Annotated in this window: 15 protein-coding genes; 4 read left to right on the top strand and 11 right to left on the bottom strand. The window is 69.6% G+C overall.

Annotated elements, in window-relative coordinates; genetic code table 11:
- Nucleotides 1-184: 184 nt before the first annotated feature.
- The 3 genes from LHA26_RS01460 to LHA26_RS01450 all read left to right on the top strand — a co-directional run bounded on the left by LHA26_RS01460 (nucleotide 185) and on the right by LHA26_RS01450 (nucleotide 4383).
- Entirely contained in the window at nucleotides 185-2179 is a 1995-nt protein-coding gene (locus LHA26_RS01460) for a carbon starvation CstA family protein (RefSeq protein ID WP_252168264.1), read from the top strand.
- Nucleotides 2176-2355 carry a YbdD/YjiX family protein gene (locus tag LHA26_RS01455; RefSeq protein WP_252166989.1) on the top strand — a complete coding sequence of 60 codons (180 nt, stop codon included), beginning with the start codon at nucleotides 2176-2178 and terminating at the stop codon, nucleotides 2353-2355. The genes LHA26_RS01460 and LHA26_RS01455 overlap by 4 nt, the downstream gene beginning before the upstream one ends.
- Nucleotides 2356-2571: 216 nt before the next feature.
- Entirely contained in the window at nucleotides 2572-4383 is a 1812-nt protein-coding gene (locus LHA26_RS01450) for an ABC transporter ATP-binding protein (RefSeq protein ID WP_252166988.1), read from the top strand.
- A gap of 25 nt (nucleotides 4384-4408) precedes the next feature.
- Here the strand turns inward: LHA26_RS01450 and LHA26_RS01445 are convergent, their stop codons facing one another.
- The 5 genes from LHA26_RS01445 to LHA26_RS01425 form a co-directional block, all read right to left on the bottom strand.
- Nucleotides 4409-5473, bottom strand: a complete 1065-nt coding sequence (locus LHA26_RS01445) for a mannose-1-phosphate guanylyltransferase/mannose-6-phosphate isomerase (RefSeq protein ID WP_252166987.1) — start codon at nucleotides 5471-5473, stop codon at nucleotides 4409-4411.
- A gap of 91 nt (nucleotides 5474-5564) precedes the next feature.
- Nucleotides 5565-8072 carry a DNA ligase D gene (gene ligD / locus LHA26_RS01440; protein WP_252166986.1) on the bottom strand — a complete coding sequence of 836 codons (2508 nt, stop codon included), beginning with the start codon at nucleotides 8070-8072 and terminating at the stop codon, nucleotides 5565-5567.
- Nucleotides 8072-9016: a non-homologous end joining protein Ku gene (gene ku, locus LHA26_RS01435; protein ID WP_252166985.1), complete on the bottom strand. Its 945-nt coding sequence runs from the start codon at nucleotides 9014-9016 to the stop codon at nucleotides 8072-8074. The genes ligD and ku overlap by 1 nt, the downstream gene beginning before the upstream one ends.
- A gap of 85 nt (nucleotides 9017-9101) precedes the next feature.
- Nucleotides 9102-10640 carry a catalase gene (locus LHA26_RS01430; protein WP_252166984.1) on the bottom strand — a complete coding sequence of 513 codons (1539 nt, stop codon included), beginning with the start codon at nucleotides 10638-10640 and terminating at the stop codon, nucleotides 9102-9104.
- A gap of 113 nt (nucleotides 10641-10753) precedes the next feature.
- Nucleotides 10754-11563, bottom strand: coding sequence for a TrmH family RNA methyltransferase (locus LHA26_RS01425; RefSeq protein ID WP_252166983.1), 810 nt, complete (start codon nucleotides 11561-11563; stop codon nucleotides 10754-10756).
- Nucleotides 11564-11690: 127 nt separating this feature from the next.
- Between LHA26_RS01425 and LHA26_RS01420 the strand changes: the two genes are divergently transcribed.
- A complete protein-coding gene (locus LHA26_RS01420) occupies nucleotides 11691-11999 on the top strand; it encodes a hypothetical protein (protein ID WP_252166982.1) in 309 nt (102 codons plus the stop codon).
- Between the two features lie 30 nt (nucleotides 12000-12029).
- Here the strand turns inward: LHA26_RS01420 and LHA26_RS01415 are convergent, their stop codons facing one another.
- Genes LHA26_RS01415 through LHA26_RS01390 form a run of 6 tightly spaced genes read right to left on the bottom strand, consistent with a single transcriptional unit; the run spans nucleotide 12030 to nucleotide 16335 of the window.
- Nucleotides 12030-12305, bottom strand: coding sequence for an HPr family phosphocarrier protein (locus LHA26_RS01415; RefSeq protein WP_252166981.1), 276 nt, complete (start codon nucleotides 12303-12305; stop codon nucleotides 12030-12032).
- A complete protein-coding gene (locus LHA26_RS01410) occupies nucleotides 12302-12709 on the bottom strand; it encodes a PTS sugar transporter subunit IIA (RefSeq protein WP_252166980.1) in 408 nt (135 codons plus the stop codon). Before LHA26_RS01410 ends, LHA26_RS01415 begins: the two co-directional genes overlap by 4 nt.
- On the bottom strand, nucleotides 12710-13639 hold the full coding sequence (gene rapZ, locus LHA26_RS01405; protein WP_252166979.1) for an RNase adapter RapZ: 930 nt from the start codon (nucleotides 13637-13639) through the stop codon (nucleotides 12710-12712).
- Nucleotides 13636-14049: an HPr kinase/phosphorylase gene (locus LHA26_RS01400; protein WP_252166978.1), complete on the bottom strand. Its 414-nt coding sequence runs from the start codon at nucleotides 14047-14049 to the stop codon at nucleotides 13636-13638. The genes rapZ and LHA26_RS01400 overlap by 4 nt, the downstream gene beginning before the upstream one ends.
- Nucleotides 14046-15644 (bottom strand): sensor histidine kinase, encoded by a 1599-nt coding sequence (locus LHA26_RS01395; RefSeq protein WP_437441228.1) that lies wholly within the window; start codon nucleotides 15642-15644, stop codon nucleotides 14046-14048. The genes LHA26_RS01400 and LHA26_RS01395 overlap by 4 nt, the downstream gene beginning before the upstream one ends.
- Complete coding sequence (locus LHA26_RS01390) at nucleotides 15631-16335, bottom strand: response regulator transcription factor (RefSeq protein WP_252166977.1); 705 nt, start codon at nucleotides 16333-16335, stop codon at nucleotides 15631-15633. The genes LHA26_RS01395 and LHA26_RS01390 overlap by 14 nt, the downstream gene beginning before the upstream one ends.
- Nucleotides 16336-16340: the final 5 nt, after the last annotated feature.

The raw sequence follows: 16340 nt of genomic DNA, 5'->3' as shown, positions 1-16340 counted from the left end.
GCGGCATCGCCTTACCCAAAGCCTAACGCCCCGCGCGCGGACTCGTGCCGCGCCGCGCCGAGGCGGCGGCCTTGCTCCCGCCGGGCGAAACGCCCATGGTCCCGCCGGTGATGCGAAGAGGCTGTTGGTGATCGCGAAGCTGGGCTGGGCGCTGGTCGCCGCAATCGGGGCGGTGGCGCTCGCCATGGTGGCGCGTGGCCGGGGCGAGGCGGTCAACGCCGTCTGGCTGCTGGCGGCGGCGATCGCGGTCTATGCCATCGCCTATCGCTTCTATGCGCGCTTCCTGGCGCGGCGCGTGCTGCGGCTCAACTGCCGGCGGCCGACGCCGGCGCGGCGCCATCCCGATGGGCTGGACTTCGTGCCGACCGACCGGGTGGTGCTGTTCGGCCATCATTTCGCGGCGATCGCCGGGGCGGGGCCGCTGGTGGGGCCGGTGCTGGCGGCGCAGATGGGCTATCTGCCGGGCACCTTGTGGATCCTGGCGGGCGTGGTGCTGGCCGGCGCGGTGCAGGACATGAGCGTGCTCTTCATCTCCATGCGCCGCGACGGGCGCTCGCTGGGCGAGCTGATCCGCATGGAGATGGGCGCGGCGGCGGGCGTGATCGCGCTGGTCGGCGCCTTCATGATCATGGTCATCATCCTGGCGGTGCTCGCGCTGATCGTGGTGCGCGCGCTGGCGGACAGCCCCTGGGGCTTCTTCACCGTCGCCGCCACCATTCCGCTGGCGCTGGCGATGGGCGGCTATTCGCGCTGGCTGCGGCCCGGCCGGATCTTCGAGGTGTCGCTGCTCGGGCTGATCGGCCTCGGCGGCGCGATCCTCTACGGCGCCACTGTGGCCGCCTCGCCGGTGCTGGCGCCGCTGTTCCGCTTCACCCCGGTCCAGCTCTGCTGGATCCTGATCGGCTATGGCGCGGTGGCGGCGATGCTGCCGGTGTGGCTGCTGCTGGCGCCGCGCGATTATCTGTCCACCTTCCTCAAGATCGGCGCGATCCTGGCGCTGGCGATCGGCATCGTGCTGCTGGCGCCGCCGCTGCGGATGCCGGCGCACACCGCTTTCGCGGCGAGCGGCGCCGGGCCGGTCTGGGCCGGGCCGCTCTTTCCCTTCCTGTTCATCACCATCGCCTGCGGCGCCGTGTCGGGCTTCCACGCGCTCATCGCCAGCGGCACCACGCCCAAGCTGATCGCCAGCGAGGGCGATGTGCGGCTGATCGGCTATGGCGCGATGCTGATGGAGAGTTTTGTCGCGATCATGGCCTTGATCGCGGCCTCGATCATCGATCCCGGCATCTATTTCGTCATGAACAGCCCGGCGGCGCTGCTCGGCGGCGATGCCGCGCACGCGGCGGCGGCGGTGACGGCGCTCGGCTTTCCCGTCAGCGCCGAGCAGATCGCGGCGACCGCGCGCGACGTGGGCGAACAGTCGATCATCGCGCGCGCCGGTGGCGCGCCGACGCTGGCGGTGGGCATGGCGCAGATCTTTAGCCGCCTGCTGGGGGGCAAGGCGATGATGGCCTTCTGGTATCATTTCGCCATCCTGTTCGAGGCGCTGTTCATCCTCACCGCGGTCGATGCCGGCACGCGGGCCGGGCGGTTCATGCTGCAGGATCTGATCGGCCTCGCATTCCCCGGCTTCCGCAACGCCACCAGCCTCGGCCCGGCGCTGGCGGGCACGATCGTCTGCGTCGGCGCCTGGGGCTTCTTCCTCTATCAGGGGGTGACCGATCCGCTCGGCGGAGTGAACACGCTGTGGCCGCTGTTCGGCATCTCCAACCAGATGCTGGCGGCCGTGGCGCTGCTGCTGGCGACGGTGGTGCTGTTCCGGCTGAAGCGGGCGCGCTTCGCCTGGGTCACCATCCTGCCCGCGACGTGGCTGATGCTCTGCACCGTCACCGCCAGCCTGATGAAGATCGCCTCGCCCGATCCGAAGATCGGCTTTCTCGCCCATGCGCGGCGCTTCGCGGCGGCGGCGGCGCGGGGCGAGGTGCTGGCGCCCGCGCACTCGCTGGGCGAAGTGCGCAGGATCGTGCTCAACGACCGGATCGACGCGGCGCTCTGCCTGGTCTTCCTGCTGGTGGTGCTGGCGATCGCGGTGCTGGCGGCGGCGCGCTGCCGCGCGGCGCTGCGGCTTTCCGGGCCGTCCGTCACCGAGATACCGCCCGCGCTGGCGGCGGCCGAATGAGCTGGTGGCAGCGCCTCGCCGCGATGGCGCGGCTGATGGTCGGCCTGCCTGATTATGACGCCTATCGCGCGCACATGGCGCAGCACCATCCGGATCGCGCGGTGATGAGCGAGCGCGACTTCTTCCGCGATCGCCAGCGCGCGCGCTATGGCGGCGGGGGCGGGCGCTGCTGCTGAGGCGGGCTGGCCAGCGCGGGGGGCGGCTGCTATAGCCGCGCCATCGTCCACCCGCACGAGGAGAGGCCGCGATGCGTACCCATATGCCGATCCCGCTGCCCTCCGGCGGGGGCGCCCCGCGCGCCTGACCCTCCGGCGACCCGCCCGTTCGGGCGCGGCTTCGCCCTTTTTCTTGCCTCATAGGGAGTGCGCGGGCCCTGTCCGCGCCAGAGGACCATGGACGACGAGGATCTGGATCTGACGGGCGCCAAGCGCGCCGATGCGGGCGCGATGCGGCTCGTCTTCGCCTTCACCTTCCGCCGCTGGGCGCGGCACTGGCCGCTGGCGGCGGCGATCGCGGCGGCGATGACGCTGGCGACCGTCACCGAGATCGTGGTGCCCGTCTATGCGGGTCGGATGATCGACGCGCTCGCCGATCACGGCGCCGGCCGCGCCGCCGCGCTGCACGCCTTCACCATGATCGTCGCGCTGGGCGGGGCGATGGTGGTGCTGCGGCAACTCGCCTGGTGGGGCGTGGTGCCGTTCACGCTCGCCATCATGAGCCAGATGACGCGCGATGCCTTTCATCGCGTCCAGCGGCTCTCCACCGATTGGCACGCCAACAGCTTCTCCGGCTCGGTGGTGCGCAAGATCACCCGCGGCATGTGGGCGATGGACACGCTGGACGATGTGCTGCTGCTCGCGCTGCTTCCCGCCCTGGTGGTGCTGGCGGGCTCGATGCTGCTGCTCGCCGCGCATTGGCCGCTGCTCGGGCTGGTGATGGGGCTGGGCGCGATCGCCTATGTGGTGCTGACGGTGATGCTCGCCACCCGCGTGGTGGCGCCGGCGTCGCGCCTGTCCAACCAGTGGGACACGCGCATCGGCGGCGCGCTGGCCGATGCGATCGGCACCAATGCCGTGGTCAAGGCCTTTGGCGGCGAGGCGCGCGAGGATGCGCGGCTGGCGCGGATCGTGGAGAAATGGCGGCGGCGCACGGCGCGGACCTGGATGCGCCACACTTGGAGCGGCGGCGCGCAGCTCGCGCTGCTGTGGCTGGTGCGCGCGGCGGTGACGGGCACCGCGCTATGGCTGTGGTGGCAGGGCCAGGCGAGCGCGGGCGACATCGCCTATGTTCTCACCGCCTATCTGGTGGTGCACGGCTATCTGCGCGAGATCGGACAATATGTGCACCAGCTCCAGCGCTCGGTGAACGAGATGGAGGAGATGGTGAAGCTGCTCGACGAGCCGCTCGCCATCGCCGATGCGGCCGATGCGCGGCCGATCCGCATCGATCACGGCGCGATCCGCTTCGATCATGTCGATTTCCGCTACGGCAGCCATATTACGCCGCTGTTCGAGGATCTCGATGTCAGCATCGCGGCGGGCGAGCGGGTCGGGCTGGTCGGCCGCTCGGGCTCGGGCAAGACCAGCTTCGTCAAGCTCATCCAGCGCCTGTACGACGTGACGGGCGGCGCGGTGCGGATCGACGGCCAGGATGTGCGCCGCGCCACGCAGGAGTCGCTGCGCCGGCAGATCGCCATCGTCCCGCAGGAGCCGATCCTGTTCCACCGCAGCCTGGCCGAGAATATCGGCTATGCGCGGCCGGACGCGACGCGCGCCGAGATCGAGCAGGCGGCGCGGCTCGCCAATGCGCATGAGTTCATCGCCCGCCTGCCGCGCGGCTATGGCACGCTGGTCGGCGAGCGCGGGGTCAAGCTTTCGGGCGGCGAGCGCCAGCGCGTCGCGATCGCGCGCGCCTTCCTGGCCGATGCGCCGATCCTGATCCTTGACGAGGCGACCTCAAGCCTGGACTCGGAATCGGAGATGCTGATCGCGCAGGCGATGGACCGGCTGATGGCGGGTCGCACCGCGCTGGTGATCGCGCACCGCCTGTCGACGGTGCGCACGCTGGACCGCATCCTCGTCTTCGATGGCGGCCGCATCCGCGAGGAGGGCAGCCACGAAGCCTTGCTGGCGCGCCCCGATGGCCTCTACCGCCGCCTGTTCGAGCGGCAGGCGGGCGAAGGGGCGGGCGTGGTGCGGGTCTAGTCTCCGCGCCACGCCCTTGCCGCGGCTAGAGCGGCCGGTGGAGCGTGACGTGCCCGTCCTTTTGCAGCTCGGCGATGGCGCGCTTCACCTGCTGGCTGTCGCCGCGCGGCAGGATCAGCACGGCATCCTCGGTGGCGACGATGATGAGATTCTGCACGCCCACCGCCGCCACCACCGGGCCTTCCGAGCGGATCAGGCAGTTGCGCGTGTCGAGCGCGATCACGTCGCCATGGCTGGCATTGCCGGCATTGTCCTTGCGCGCCAGCTCGTGCAGCGCGTCCCAGCTGCCGACATCGGACCAGCCCATCTCGACCGGCACGACCGCCACCCGATCGGCCTTCTCCATCACCGCATAGTCGATCGAGTCGGCGGGCGAGCGACCAAAGGCGACCGGATCGGGGTGGAGGCGCTGATTGTCCCGCCGCGCCTGGGCGACCGCCTCGCGCGCGGCGATCGCCATGGCGGGGGCTTGGGTTTCGAGCGCTTCGATGAAGGCGCCGGCGGTGAACAGGAAGATGCCGCCATTCCAGCTGTAGCAGCCCTGGTCGAGATAGGATTGGGCGGTCGCCAGATCGGGCTTTTCGACAAAGCGCTCCACCCGGTGCACGCCGGGCGCCAGCTCGTCGCCCCGACAGATATAGCCATAGCCCGTTTCGGGGGCGTGGGCGGCGATGCCGAACGTGATCATCCAGCCCTGGTCCACCAGCGGGCGGGCGCGGCGGATCGCGGCATGGAAGGCGGCGACATCGCTGATGACATGGTCGCTCGGCATAACCAGCAGCGTCGCGTCCGGCGCGGCGGCGAAGGCGGCGAGCGCGATCGCCGGCGCGGTGTTGCGCGCGGACGGTTCGAGGATGATCAGCCCGTCCGGCTGGTCCGCGGCGGCGAGCTGCTGCTCGATCTCCTCGGCATGGGCGGCATTGGCGACGATGATCGGCGCGCCGAAGCCGTCGCCCGTCGCGCGCGCGACGGTGAGCTGCAACATGGTCTGGTCGGCGGTGAGCGGCAGCAATTGCTTGGGCCTGCCCGAGCGGGACAGCGGCCAGAGCCGCGTGCCCGAGCCACCGGACAGAATGACAGGCGTGATCAAGGAACCCTCCGAGCGAAACTAACGTATCTTAACAGGCCGCGCGGAAGAGAGTTGCGCCGGCCTGCCGCCTCTCGCCTATTTCATCCCGGATTCAAAGATCGGGCAGCGTCTGGTCGGCCTCTCCCCAGCCGCGCAGCTCGGCGCCGGCGGCGCGGGCGAGCAGGGTCTCGGCATCCTCGACGGTGAAGGGCTGGGCGTCGGGCAAGGTCGCCAGCTCCCGCCAGCTCACCGGCGCCGCGACGGTCGCGCGATCGCGCGAGCGCGCGGAATAGGGCAGCACGGCGGTGGCGCCGCGTTCGTTGCGCAGCCAATCCACGAAGATGCGGCCGCGCCGCTCGATCTTGCGCATATTGGCGGTGAAGCGGCGCGGATGCGCCTCCGCCACGGCCCGGGCGAAGCGGCTGGCGAAATCCTTCACCGCCGGCCAGTCGCGCCCGCGATCGAGCGGAACGACGACATGCACGCCCTTGCCGCCGGAGACGAGGGGGAAGCTGCGCAGTCCCATTTCGCCGAGCAGATCGTGCAGCTGGTGCGCCGCCGACGCCACCTCGGAAAAGCCGAGCCCCTCGTCGGGATCGAGATCGAAGACGAGCCGATCGGGATGTTCGACATCGTCGGCCGGCGCGCCCCAGCCGTGGAATTCGATCGTCCCCATCTGCACACAGGTGAGCAGGCCGCGGCCATCCGGGATGACGAGATATTGCTCCTCGCCGCCCTTCTTCTCGCGAATGGCGACATGGCCGACGGCGTCGCCGAAGCTGCCGGCGTCATGCTTCTGGAAGAAGCAGTGCTTGGCGCGGCCCTGCGGGCAGCGGACAAGGCTGACCGGGCGGTTGCCGACCCAGCGCAGCATCGGCTCGGCGAGCGCGGCGTAATAGGCGGCCAGCGCGCCCTTGGTGGTGCCGCTGCCGGCGAAGATCACCCGCTCGGGATGGCTGATCTCGACCCCGAAACGGCCGTTCGCGCCGCCTGGCGCGGCGGCGGGGCGCTCGGCGACCACCTCCTCGGCGCGCTTGTCCTCGCGCAGGCCGATGAAGCTGGCGTGGCGCACCACCGCCTCGGCGGTGAATTCGGCGAAGGCGATCTCCGCCACCAGCGCGGGCTCCACCCAGATTACGCCGCGCGCGGCGGCGCGCGGCACCGGCGCGGCGGGCGTGGCGCGGCGGAGCGGGGCGAGCCGCTGGATCAGATCGGCGCGGGTGGCGGCGGTGAAGCCGGTGCCGACGCGCCCGGCATAGCGCAGCGCATCGCTCTCGCGCACGCCCACCAGCAGCGAGCGGAGATCGCGACCCGCCTTGTCGCTCTCGGTATAGCCGATCAGGATGAATTCCTGGCGCTGGATGCACTTCACCTTCAGCCAGGCGCGGCTGCGCGCGCCGCGATAGGGGGCGTGCGCGGCCTTTGCGACGATCCCCTCATAGCCATCCGCGCAGAGCTGGCGGAACAGCGCCTCGCCGCCGCTCTCGACATGCTCGGTATAGTGGATCGGCGGGGACACGCCTTCGAGCAGATGCGAAAGCCGCGCCTTGCGGTCCAGCGTCGAGAGGCTGGTCAGATCCTCGCCGCCCTCCTCGAGAAGATCGAAGGCGAAATAATGGAGCGGGCCGCCTTCGGTGAGCGCCGCCTGCAGCGCCGAGAAGCTGGGCCGGCCGTTGCGATCGAGCGCCACCACCTCGCCGTCGATCAGCGCGCCGCCGGGCGCGAGGCCGCGCGCCGCCGCGACGATCGGCGCGAACCGGTCGCTCCAGTCCAGACCGTGGCGCGTATAGGCGCGCGCCGCGCCGCCGCCGATCGCCAGCAGCGCGCGATAGCCATCGAATTTGACTTCGTGGATCCACCCACTGCCGGACGGCACCGCATCCACCAGCGTCGCGAGCTGGACGGGCCGAAAGGCGGGCGGATGCGCCCGGGCGGCGGCGGCGCGCCGCTTCGGCGTCCGGGCGGCCTTGGCCGCTGGCGACCGCGCCTTGCGCTCTGGCCTGGCGCCGTGCGTCTCGGCGCCGTTTTGCCACACGGCATCGGCGTCGCGCGCGATCTCGGCCATGGTGCGGCCGGTGGCGACGCTGGTCAGCCCCGTCTCGACGAGCATGTCGCCGCTTTGCGCGGCTTCGTCCTGCACCTTGCGGAGGAGCCAATTCTCGCGCTTTTCGCCCGGGCGCGGCTTGAGCCGCACGAGCAGCCATTCGCCCTGCATGCGCTCGCCATGCAGCCGGACATGGACATGGCCCTGTTCGAGCGTCTTGGCCGGATCCTTGCCGCCCACCGGCTCCCAGCGGCCGCGATCCCAGAGCATGACGGTGCCGCCGCCATATTCGCCCTTGGGGATGCTGCCCTCGAACGTGGCATAGGCGAGCGGATGATCCTCGGTGCGGACCGCCAGCCTTTTGTCGGCGGGATCGGGGCTGGGGCCGCGCGTCACCGCCCAGCTCTTCAGCACGCCATCCATCTCCAGCCGGAAATCCCAGTGAAGGCGCGTGGCATCGTGTTTCTGGACGAGGAACTGATGGCCGCCGCCCGCGGCGGCTTCACCGCGCGGCTCGCGGGTGCGGCCGAAATCCCGCTTCGCATTGTAGGAGGCGAGCGGATCGGCCTTGGCCATCAGGCGCTCTTCTTGGCCGGACGGCGCGCGGCCGGCTTGGCGGGGGCGGCCTTGGCCGGGGCTTTGGCGGTGGCCTTGGCCGGCGGCTTGGCGCCGGCGGCGCGGCTCTTGGTCGCGCGCGGGGATGCGCCGGCGGCGTCCTTTGGCTCGGCGCCCGGCTTGTCGAGCGATTTGCGCAGCGCCGCCATGAGATCGATGACGTTGGAGCCGCCGCGCGCGGGCGCCTCTTCCTCGGCCACCTCCACCTTGCCCGTCTTGGAGCGGCGCTTGCGCGCGATCAGATCGCGCAGCGCATCGACATAGCGATCATGGAATTCGGCGGCGTCGAACCGGCCGCTCTTCTTCTCGATCAGCGATGTCGCGAGATCGAGCAGATCCTCGTCGGGGGTGATGTCAGCGATCTCGCGGAAATAGCTCTGCGCCTTGTTCACCTCGTCGGCGTAGCGCAGCGTCTCCATCACCAGCCCGCGGCCGCACGGCTTGAGGCTGACGACATATTCGCGCCCGCGCAGCGCGAGCTGGCCGAGGCCCACCTTGCGCGTGCGGCGCAGCGCCTCGCGCAGGACGACAAAGGCCTCCTCGGCGAGATCGTCGGCGGGCACGACATAATAGGGCTTGTCGTAATAGATGGCGTCGACCTCATGCGCGTCGACAAATTGGGTCAGCTCGAGCGTCTTCTTGCTCTCCAGCTTGACGCCCTCGATTTCCTCTTCCTCGAGAAGGACATAGTGGCCCTTCTCATATTCGAAGCCCTTGACGATCTCGGCCGGATCGACCGGGCCGATGCCGTCGACCACCTTCTCGTAATGGATGCGCTTGCCCGAGGGCTCGTGGATTTGGCGGAAGGCGATGGTGGCGCCGCTGCGCGTGGCCGAATAGATCTCGACCGGGATCGAGACAAGCGCCAGCCGGATCTGTCCTTGCCAATAGGCGCGCGCCGCCATCGAACCGCTCCCATGCTACCGGAGCACATCAAAGCGGCAGCGAGCGACGGGTTCCGCCCGCCGCCCGCGCACGGCCATCCGGCGCCTAGGCGCTCGGGTGCAGCGCCATGCGATCCACGTCCTTCTGCGTCTCCATCGTCTCGTCGGACTTGGCGGTCCGCGCCAGCGCGTCGCGCACGCCTTGGGCATAGGCCGGATCGATCTTCTCGAAATGGCCGAGCTGCCGCGCGATGATGAAGTCCGGCACGCCATGCATCGCCTGGGCGAGATTGGTGTACAGCCGCGCCTTCTCGGCATCGCTGAACAGCTGCCACAGGGCGCGGGGCTGCTTGAAATCCTCGTTGCCCTCGCGGTGATCGTAGCGCCGCGCGACGCCTTCCACCTTGAGCGGCGGCTCGAGATAGGAGGGATCCTCCACCGGGCCGTTGAAGCTGTTGGGCTCGTAATAGGCGTCGGGATTGTCATTGTCGGAGAAGAAGCGGTTCAGCCCGTCCTTGTGATAGGTATGGACCGGCGCCTTGGGCCGGTTGACGGGCAGCGCCTCATAATGCGCGCCGAGCCGGTGGCGATGCGCATCGGCATAGGACCAGATCCGCGCCTGGAGCATCTTGTCCGGCGAGAAGCTGATGCCCTTGACGATGTTGGACGGCGAGAAGGCCGCCTGCTCGATCTCGGCGAAATAATTCTCGGGATTGCGGTTGAGGTCGATCTCGCCGACTTCTATCAGCGGGAAATCCTTGTGCGGCCACACCTTGGTGAGGTCGAACGGATTGAAATCCACCTGTTCGGCCTGCGCCTGCGTCATCACCTGCACGAAGAAGGTCCATTTGGGGAAACGGCCTTCATGGATCGCGCCGAACAATTCCTCCTGATAGCTTTCGCGGGTCCGCCCGATCACCTCCGAGGCTTCGGCATTGCTGTAATGCTTGTGGCCCTGCTGGGTCTTGAAGTGGAACTTGCACCAGTAGCGCTCGCCCGCATCGTTCCAGAAGGAGAAGGTGTGGCTGCCATAGCCGTTCATATATTGCGGCGCGACCGGCAGGCCGCGATCGGAGAAGAGGATGGTGAGCTGGTGCAGGCTCTCGGGCGAGAGCGACCAGAAATCCCACATGGCGGTGGGCGAACGCAGATTGGTGCGCGGGTGGCGCTTCTGGGTGCGGATAAAATCCGGAAACTTGTAGGGATCGCGGACGAAGAAGACCGGGGTGTTGTTGCCCACAATATCCCAATTGCCGTCCTCGGTGTAGAATTTCACCGAGAAGCCGCGCACGTCGCGCTCGGCATCCGCCGCACCCTGTTCGCCGGCCACGGTCGAGAAGCGGATCAGCAGGTCCGTCTTCTTGCCGACTTCGGCGAAAAGCTTGGCGTTGGTATATTTCGTCACCTCGGTCGAGGTTACGGTGAAATGGCCGAAGGCGCCCCAGCCCTTGGCATGGACGACCCGCTCCGGAATGCGCTCGCGATTCTGATGCGCCAGCTTCTCGAACAGCTGATAATCCTGCAACAGCACCGGGCCGCGCTCGCCCACGGTGAGCGCGTTCTGATTGTCCGCCACCGGCGCGCCGGCGGAGGTGGTGAGGGTCGGCCGCTTGGCGCGATCGGCATCGGTCGGATGTTCGGACATGGCTTCCTCTCGGGCACGCATCGGAGCCTAGAGGTGCCAAGCGCCGCCCGGAACGTCCAGCGCGTTGATCCGGTGGCAGTAATCGAGAAAGTCGATGGAACCCGCGGCTAAAGTTAGGCCGCCGCTCCGTCGTGCGCGGCGAGCACCTGATAGGCCATGACGGCGGTGGCGACGGCGGCGTTGAGGCTGTCCGCCTTGCCGCGCATCGGCAGCTTCACCGTCAGATCGCAGGCGGCCTCATAATCGGCGGGAAGACCCTGCGCCTCGTTGCCGGTGAGCAGAAAGGTGGGGCGCGGATAGGCTGGCGCGCGGTAGTCCGTGTCGGTGCGCAGGCTCAGCGCCACCAGCGTGGCGGGGCCGGCGCGCAGCCAGGCGAGGAAATCGGGCCAGCGCGCCTGCGCCAGCGGCACGGTGAAGACGGCACCCATCGAGGCGCGCACCGCCTCCACCGAAAAGGGATCGACGCAATCGTCGATCAGGATCAGCCCGCCGGCGCCCACCGCATCGCCGGTCCGCAGGATGGTGCCCAGATTGCCCGGATCGCGCAGCGCCTGCGCGACCAGCCAGAGGCCTGCGGCGCTGCGGTCCAGCCGCGAAAGATCGGTGGCGAATTCGGCATAGACACCGAGCACCGTCTGCGGATTGTCCTTGCCGGACAGCTTGTGGAGGATGTCCAGGCTGGTCTCGATCGCCTCGCCGCCGGCCGACTCGGCGGCGGCCGCGAGCCGCACCACCAGCGGATGGCCGCGCATCGCCTCGGTATAGAAGAGGTAGAGCGGCAGGCGGCCGGCTTGCTCCGCCTCCGCAAGAATACGCAGTCCCTCGGCGATGAAGAGCCCCTCGGCCCGCCGGTGGCGCTTCTCGCGCAGGCTGCGCACCCGCTTGATCAGGGGGTTGGAAAAGGCGGTGACAAGACGGGGCATCACAAACTACCGGCTAGGAACGGATCGACACCGATATGGCGGCAGCGCCCCATTGCCAGCCCCATCGCGATCAGGGAAGCCACGCCAGGATCTGCCCCGCCGCGCGGGGCGCGGGGGAGACATATTCGTGGTGATCGACGATCACGCCGTCACCGCCAGCGGCTCGCTTCTGGTCGCTCCCGGAGAGCGGGCCACGCTCAACCTGCCCTTCGGCGTGTTCGAGCTTGCTTTCCGCAGCACCGGCGCGACCCCGCGAATCGACGTGCAACTGGCCCCACGCCGCATCCTGTTCGACAATGCCGATGATCCGCCCGGCCATGCCGAGATCATCACCATCCCGCGCCAGAATGGCGGGGCGGTGCGGCTGCGGCTCTGGGTGCGGGCGATCCATTCCGAGCGGGGGCGTTTCCGCCTGATCCACTATACCACCAGCTGAGGCGGCGCACCGCGAACCGGACGCGCAGCGTCATTCCTCGCCGAACTTATTCTCCACCAGCTCGACAAGCACGGTCAGCGCGCCTTCGGCATTGTCGCCGGCGGCGGAGATGGTGACATGATCGCCCTTGGCGGCGCCCAGCATCATCAGCCCCATGATCGACGTGCCGGCCACCACCGACCCGTCCTTCTCGACCTGCACCGTGGCGCTCTGGCTCGAGGCGAGGGTGACGAACTTGGCCGAGGCGCGGGCGTGCAGTCCCCGCTTGTTGGTGATCTGAACGCGGCGGCTGAGCAGCGCCGTCATGCGGCGGGCGCGCGCAGCACGTCGGACGCGACGGAGATATATTTCCGCGCCGCGTCGCGCGCTTCGGCGACGGCGGCCTTCAACGGCAAGCGCGTCCGGGCAGAGGCGAGGCGGATCAGCATCGGCAGGTTGATCCCGGCGATAACTTCCACCTTGTCCGACTTCATGAGCGAAATGGCCAAGTTGCAGGGAGTCCCGCCGAACAGGTCGGTCAGCAGGATGGCGCCTTCACCGGTATCCACCGTCTCGATCGCGGCGGCGATGTCGCAGCGGCTCGCCTCGGCATCGTCCTCCGGCCCGATGCAGATCGACATGATCGCCGCCTGCGGTCCCATGACATGCTCCAAAGCCTTCACAAACTCGGACGCGAGACGTCCATGAGTCACCAGCACCAAACCGATCATCTAGTCACCCGAAGCCCGAGTAGCAGCGTCGGCATCCTCTTTCCGGCGTCCTCCGCTTGCCTGCGCGGCGAGATCGCGATGCAGGATGGTGGGGGAAAAACCCGTCGCGCGCAACCGTTGTGCAACATGTTCGGCGCTGTGCACCGACCGATGTTTCCCTCCGGTACATCCAAAGGCGATCGTGACGTAACTTTTCCCCTCGGCGGCGTAGCGAGGAAGCAACAGCAGGAGCAAACCGACGATCCGCTCCAGCGACTCGGAGTAGAGCGGATCCTCAGCGATATAGGCAGCCACCGCCGGGTCGCAACCGGTGCGCGGGCGCAGCGCCGGATCCCAGTGCGGGTTGCGCAGGAAGCGCATGTCGAACACGAGATCGGCCTCGCGCGGCACGCCGCGCGCATAGCTGAACGACAGCAGCGTCAGCGTGGCGCCGCCATCGGGCGGGGCGAAGCGCGCGCGCATCAGCCGCTGCAGATCGTTGCTGGTGGTGTCGCTGGTGTCGATCAGATGATCGGCGGCGCGACGCAGCGGCTCGAGCAGCGCGCGCTCGCGGGCGATACCGTCGGTGGCGGGGCGGTCGGGCGCCAGCGGATGGCGCCGCCGCGTTTCCGAGAAGCGCCGCACCAGCACCGCGCCCGTGCAATCGAGGAAGAGGATATCGGCCGCGTCGCCGCGCGCGCGTCGCTCGGCGATGCGGCGCACGATCGCCTGCGGATCGAAGCCGCGCGTGCGCGTGTCGATGCCGAGCGCGAGCGGCCGGTCCTCGCCGCCCGCCGGCGCGGCGGGGGCGTCGAGCAGACGGTCGAGCAGGCTGAGCGGGAGATTGTCCACCACCTCCCAGCCGCCATCCTCCAGCGTGCGCAGCGCGGTGGATTTGCCCGCGCCCGACAGGCCGGTGACGAGCAGCAGGCGCGGCGCGGTCTGGCTCATCCGAAGCGCTCCAGCAGCTGCTCCACCTTGAGCGGGGCGGATGGCTCCAGCGCGCTGAGCGCGGCGAAGGGCAGGGCGATCCCCGCGATCACGCGCCGATCGAACACGGGCAGGCGTTCGGGCAGGGTTTCCAGATCGAGGATCAGCCGCACCTCCACCTCCGCCCGGTGGGGCACGGTGAGGATGCCGACGCCGCGCATCTCGATGGAGCCGGCGATGCGGGGCGGCGGCGTGGCGATCAGCCGGCCGTCGCGGGGGGCGAGCGCGGTGTAATCGTCGCTCACCAGCGTGGCGCCGCGGTCCATCAGCCGCAGCGCGAGATCGGATTTGCCGGAGCCGGACGCCCCGGCGAGCAGCACGCCGCGATCGCCGATCGCGACGCAGCTGGCATGGAGCAGCGTCTCGCTCATGCGGTGGGCGCCGCCGGCAGCGTGGCGACGAACAGGCCGCCCGCGCGCCCGTCGGCGCGGTCGCGCACGCCGATCGTGCCGCCATGCCCTTCCGCGATCGCCTGGGCGATGGCGAGCCCGAGCCCCGAATGGCGGTCGCCGGCTTCGCTGTCGGGACGGTCGCTGTGGAAGCGGCGGAAGATGGCGTCGCGCTTGCCCGGCGGCACGCCGGGGCCCTCATCCTCGATCGCGATGCGCACGCGCCCGTCCACATCCACCGCCGACACCTCCACCAGCCCGCCGGGCGGCGAGAAGGATACCGCATTGTCCACCAGATTGGTAATCATCCGCGCCAGCCGCGCCGGATCGCCCATCACCACCGCGCTATCCACCAGCGGCCGCGCGAAGGCGATGCGCACATCGCCATTCTGGCCGCGCGCCTCGCGCGCCTGGAGGATCGCCTCGATCAGCGGCCCGAGATCCACCGGCTCGAACGCCGCGCGCGACAATTCGCCGTCGAGCCGCGATATCTCGGCGACATCGGTGATCAGCCGATCGAGCCGCAGCACATCGTCGCGGACGATGTCGAGCAGCCGCGCCTGGAGCGCGGGATCCTTCACCAGCACCAGGCTGTCCACCGCCGAGCGCATCGAGGCGAGCGGGTTCTTGAGTTCGTGGCTGACATCGGCGGCGAAGGCCTCGACCGCGTCGATCCGCTTGCGCAGCGCCTGGGTCATGTCGGAGAGCGCGCGGGCGAGCAGGCCGATCTCGTCGCCGCGATCGGGCAGGCGCGGCACCACCACCTCGCGCGCGCGGCCCTGGCGCACGCGGTGCGCGGCGAGCGCCAGCCGGCGCAGCGGCCGCACGATCGTCTGCGCGAGATAGACGGACAGCAGCAGCGCGATCGCGATCACCCCGGCCACCACCATGCTGATGGCGAAGCGCTCGGCGCGGACGATGCGGGTGATGTCGCGGACATTGTTGGTGGTGAACAGCGTCCCCAGGCCCGGCATGGCGAGCGCGGCGGAAATCATCGGAGTGCGATCCGGCGCCAGCCGATGCGCGGAGACGACCTCGCCCGGCCGCGCCATCGCCGCGCGCACCTCGGGCCAGGCGTCGGCGCGATCGACCGCCGGCTCCTCGAAGGTCGGGAGCGGCCGCGCGCCCATCACATGATCGAACAGCCGGTCGATCGCGCGCGCGGCATGTTTGCGCCAGGGCTGGGTCTGCGGATCGATGAGCGCATAGGTGGGCGGCGCCACGCGCCAGCTGTCGTACAGGCGCACGCCGGTGCCGGGCGCGTAGAGGCGGACGCGGGCGCCGTCGACGGCGGCGATCTCGGCCGCCAGCCGCGCGCGGGCACGGGGCGGGGCAGCCGCCACGGCGCGGGCGATCATCTGCACGTCGCTCTCGGCCTGGACGGTGCGCTCCTCCGAGACGCGCGTGCGATAGCTGTCCAGATAGAAGAAACTGCCCGCCAGCATCGCCACCGCGAAGAGATTGACGGCGAGGATGCGGCTGGTGAGCGACCAGCGGCCGGAAAAGCCGATCAGCGGGCGCTCGTCGCCATAGCGGCGGCGGGCGCGGGCGACGGCGGCGGCCCTACTCCTCCGCAAATCTATACCCCACGCCGTACAGCGTCTCGATCGCCTTGAAGCTGTCGTCCACCGCCCGGAACTTGCGCCGCAGCCGCTTGATGTGGCTGTCGATGGTGCGGTCATCGACATAGACATCGTCCTGATAGGCGGTGTCCATCAGCTGGTCGCGCGATTTGACGAAGCCCGGGCGCTGGGCGAGCGCCTCGAGGATGAGGAATTCGGTGACGGTGAGCACCACCTCCTCGCCCGCCCACCAGATCTTGTGCCGCGCGGGATCCATCTCCAGTCGGCCGCGCACCAGCCGCTCGGGCGCGGCCGTGTCGCTCTCCACCGGCTGGGCGCGCAGCTCGGCGCGGCGCAGGATCGCCCTTATCCGCGCGATCAGCAGCCGGATCGAGAAGGGCTTGGCGATATAATCGTCCGCGCCCATCGCGAGGCCGAGCGCCTCGTCCAGTTCGTCATCCTTGGAGGTGAGGAAGATCACCGGCACCTGGCTCTTCTCGCGCAGCCGCCGCAGCACCTCCATGCCGTCCATGCGCGGCATCTTGATGTCGAGCACCACCAGATCGGGCGTGGTTTCGCCGAAGGCCTTGAGCGCGGCCTCGCCATCCGAATAGAGGCGCACCACGAAGCCCTCGGCCTGCAGCGCGAAGGAGACGGACGTCAGTATGTTCCGGTCGTCGTCGACAAGGGCGATCAGGGCAGCCATCGAGC

Source organism: Sphingomonas morindae (assembly GCF_023822065.1).
GTDB lineage: Bacteria > Pseudomonadota > Alphaproteobacteria > Sphingomonadales > Sphingomonadaceae > Solisphingomonas > Solisphingomonas morindae.
This window is presented reverse-complemented; position numbering and strand designations above follow the sequence as displayed.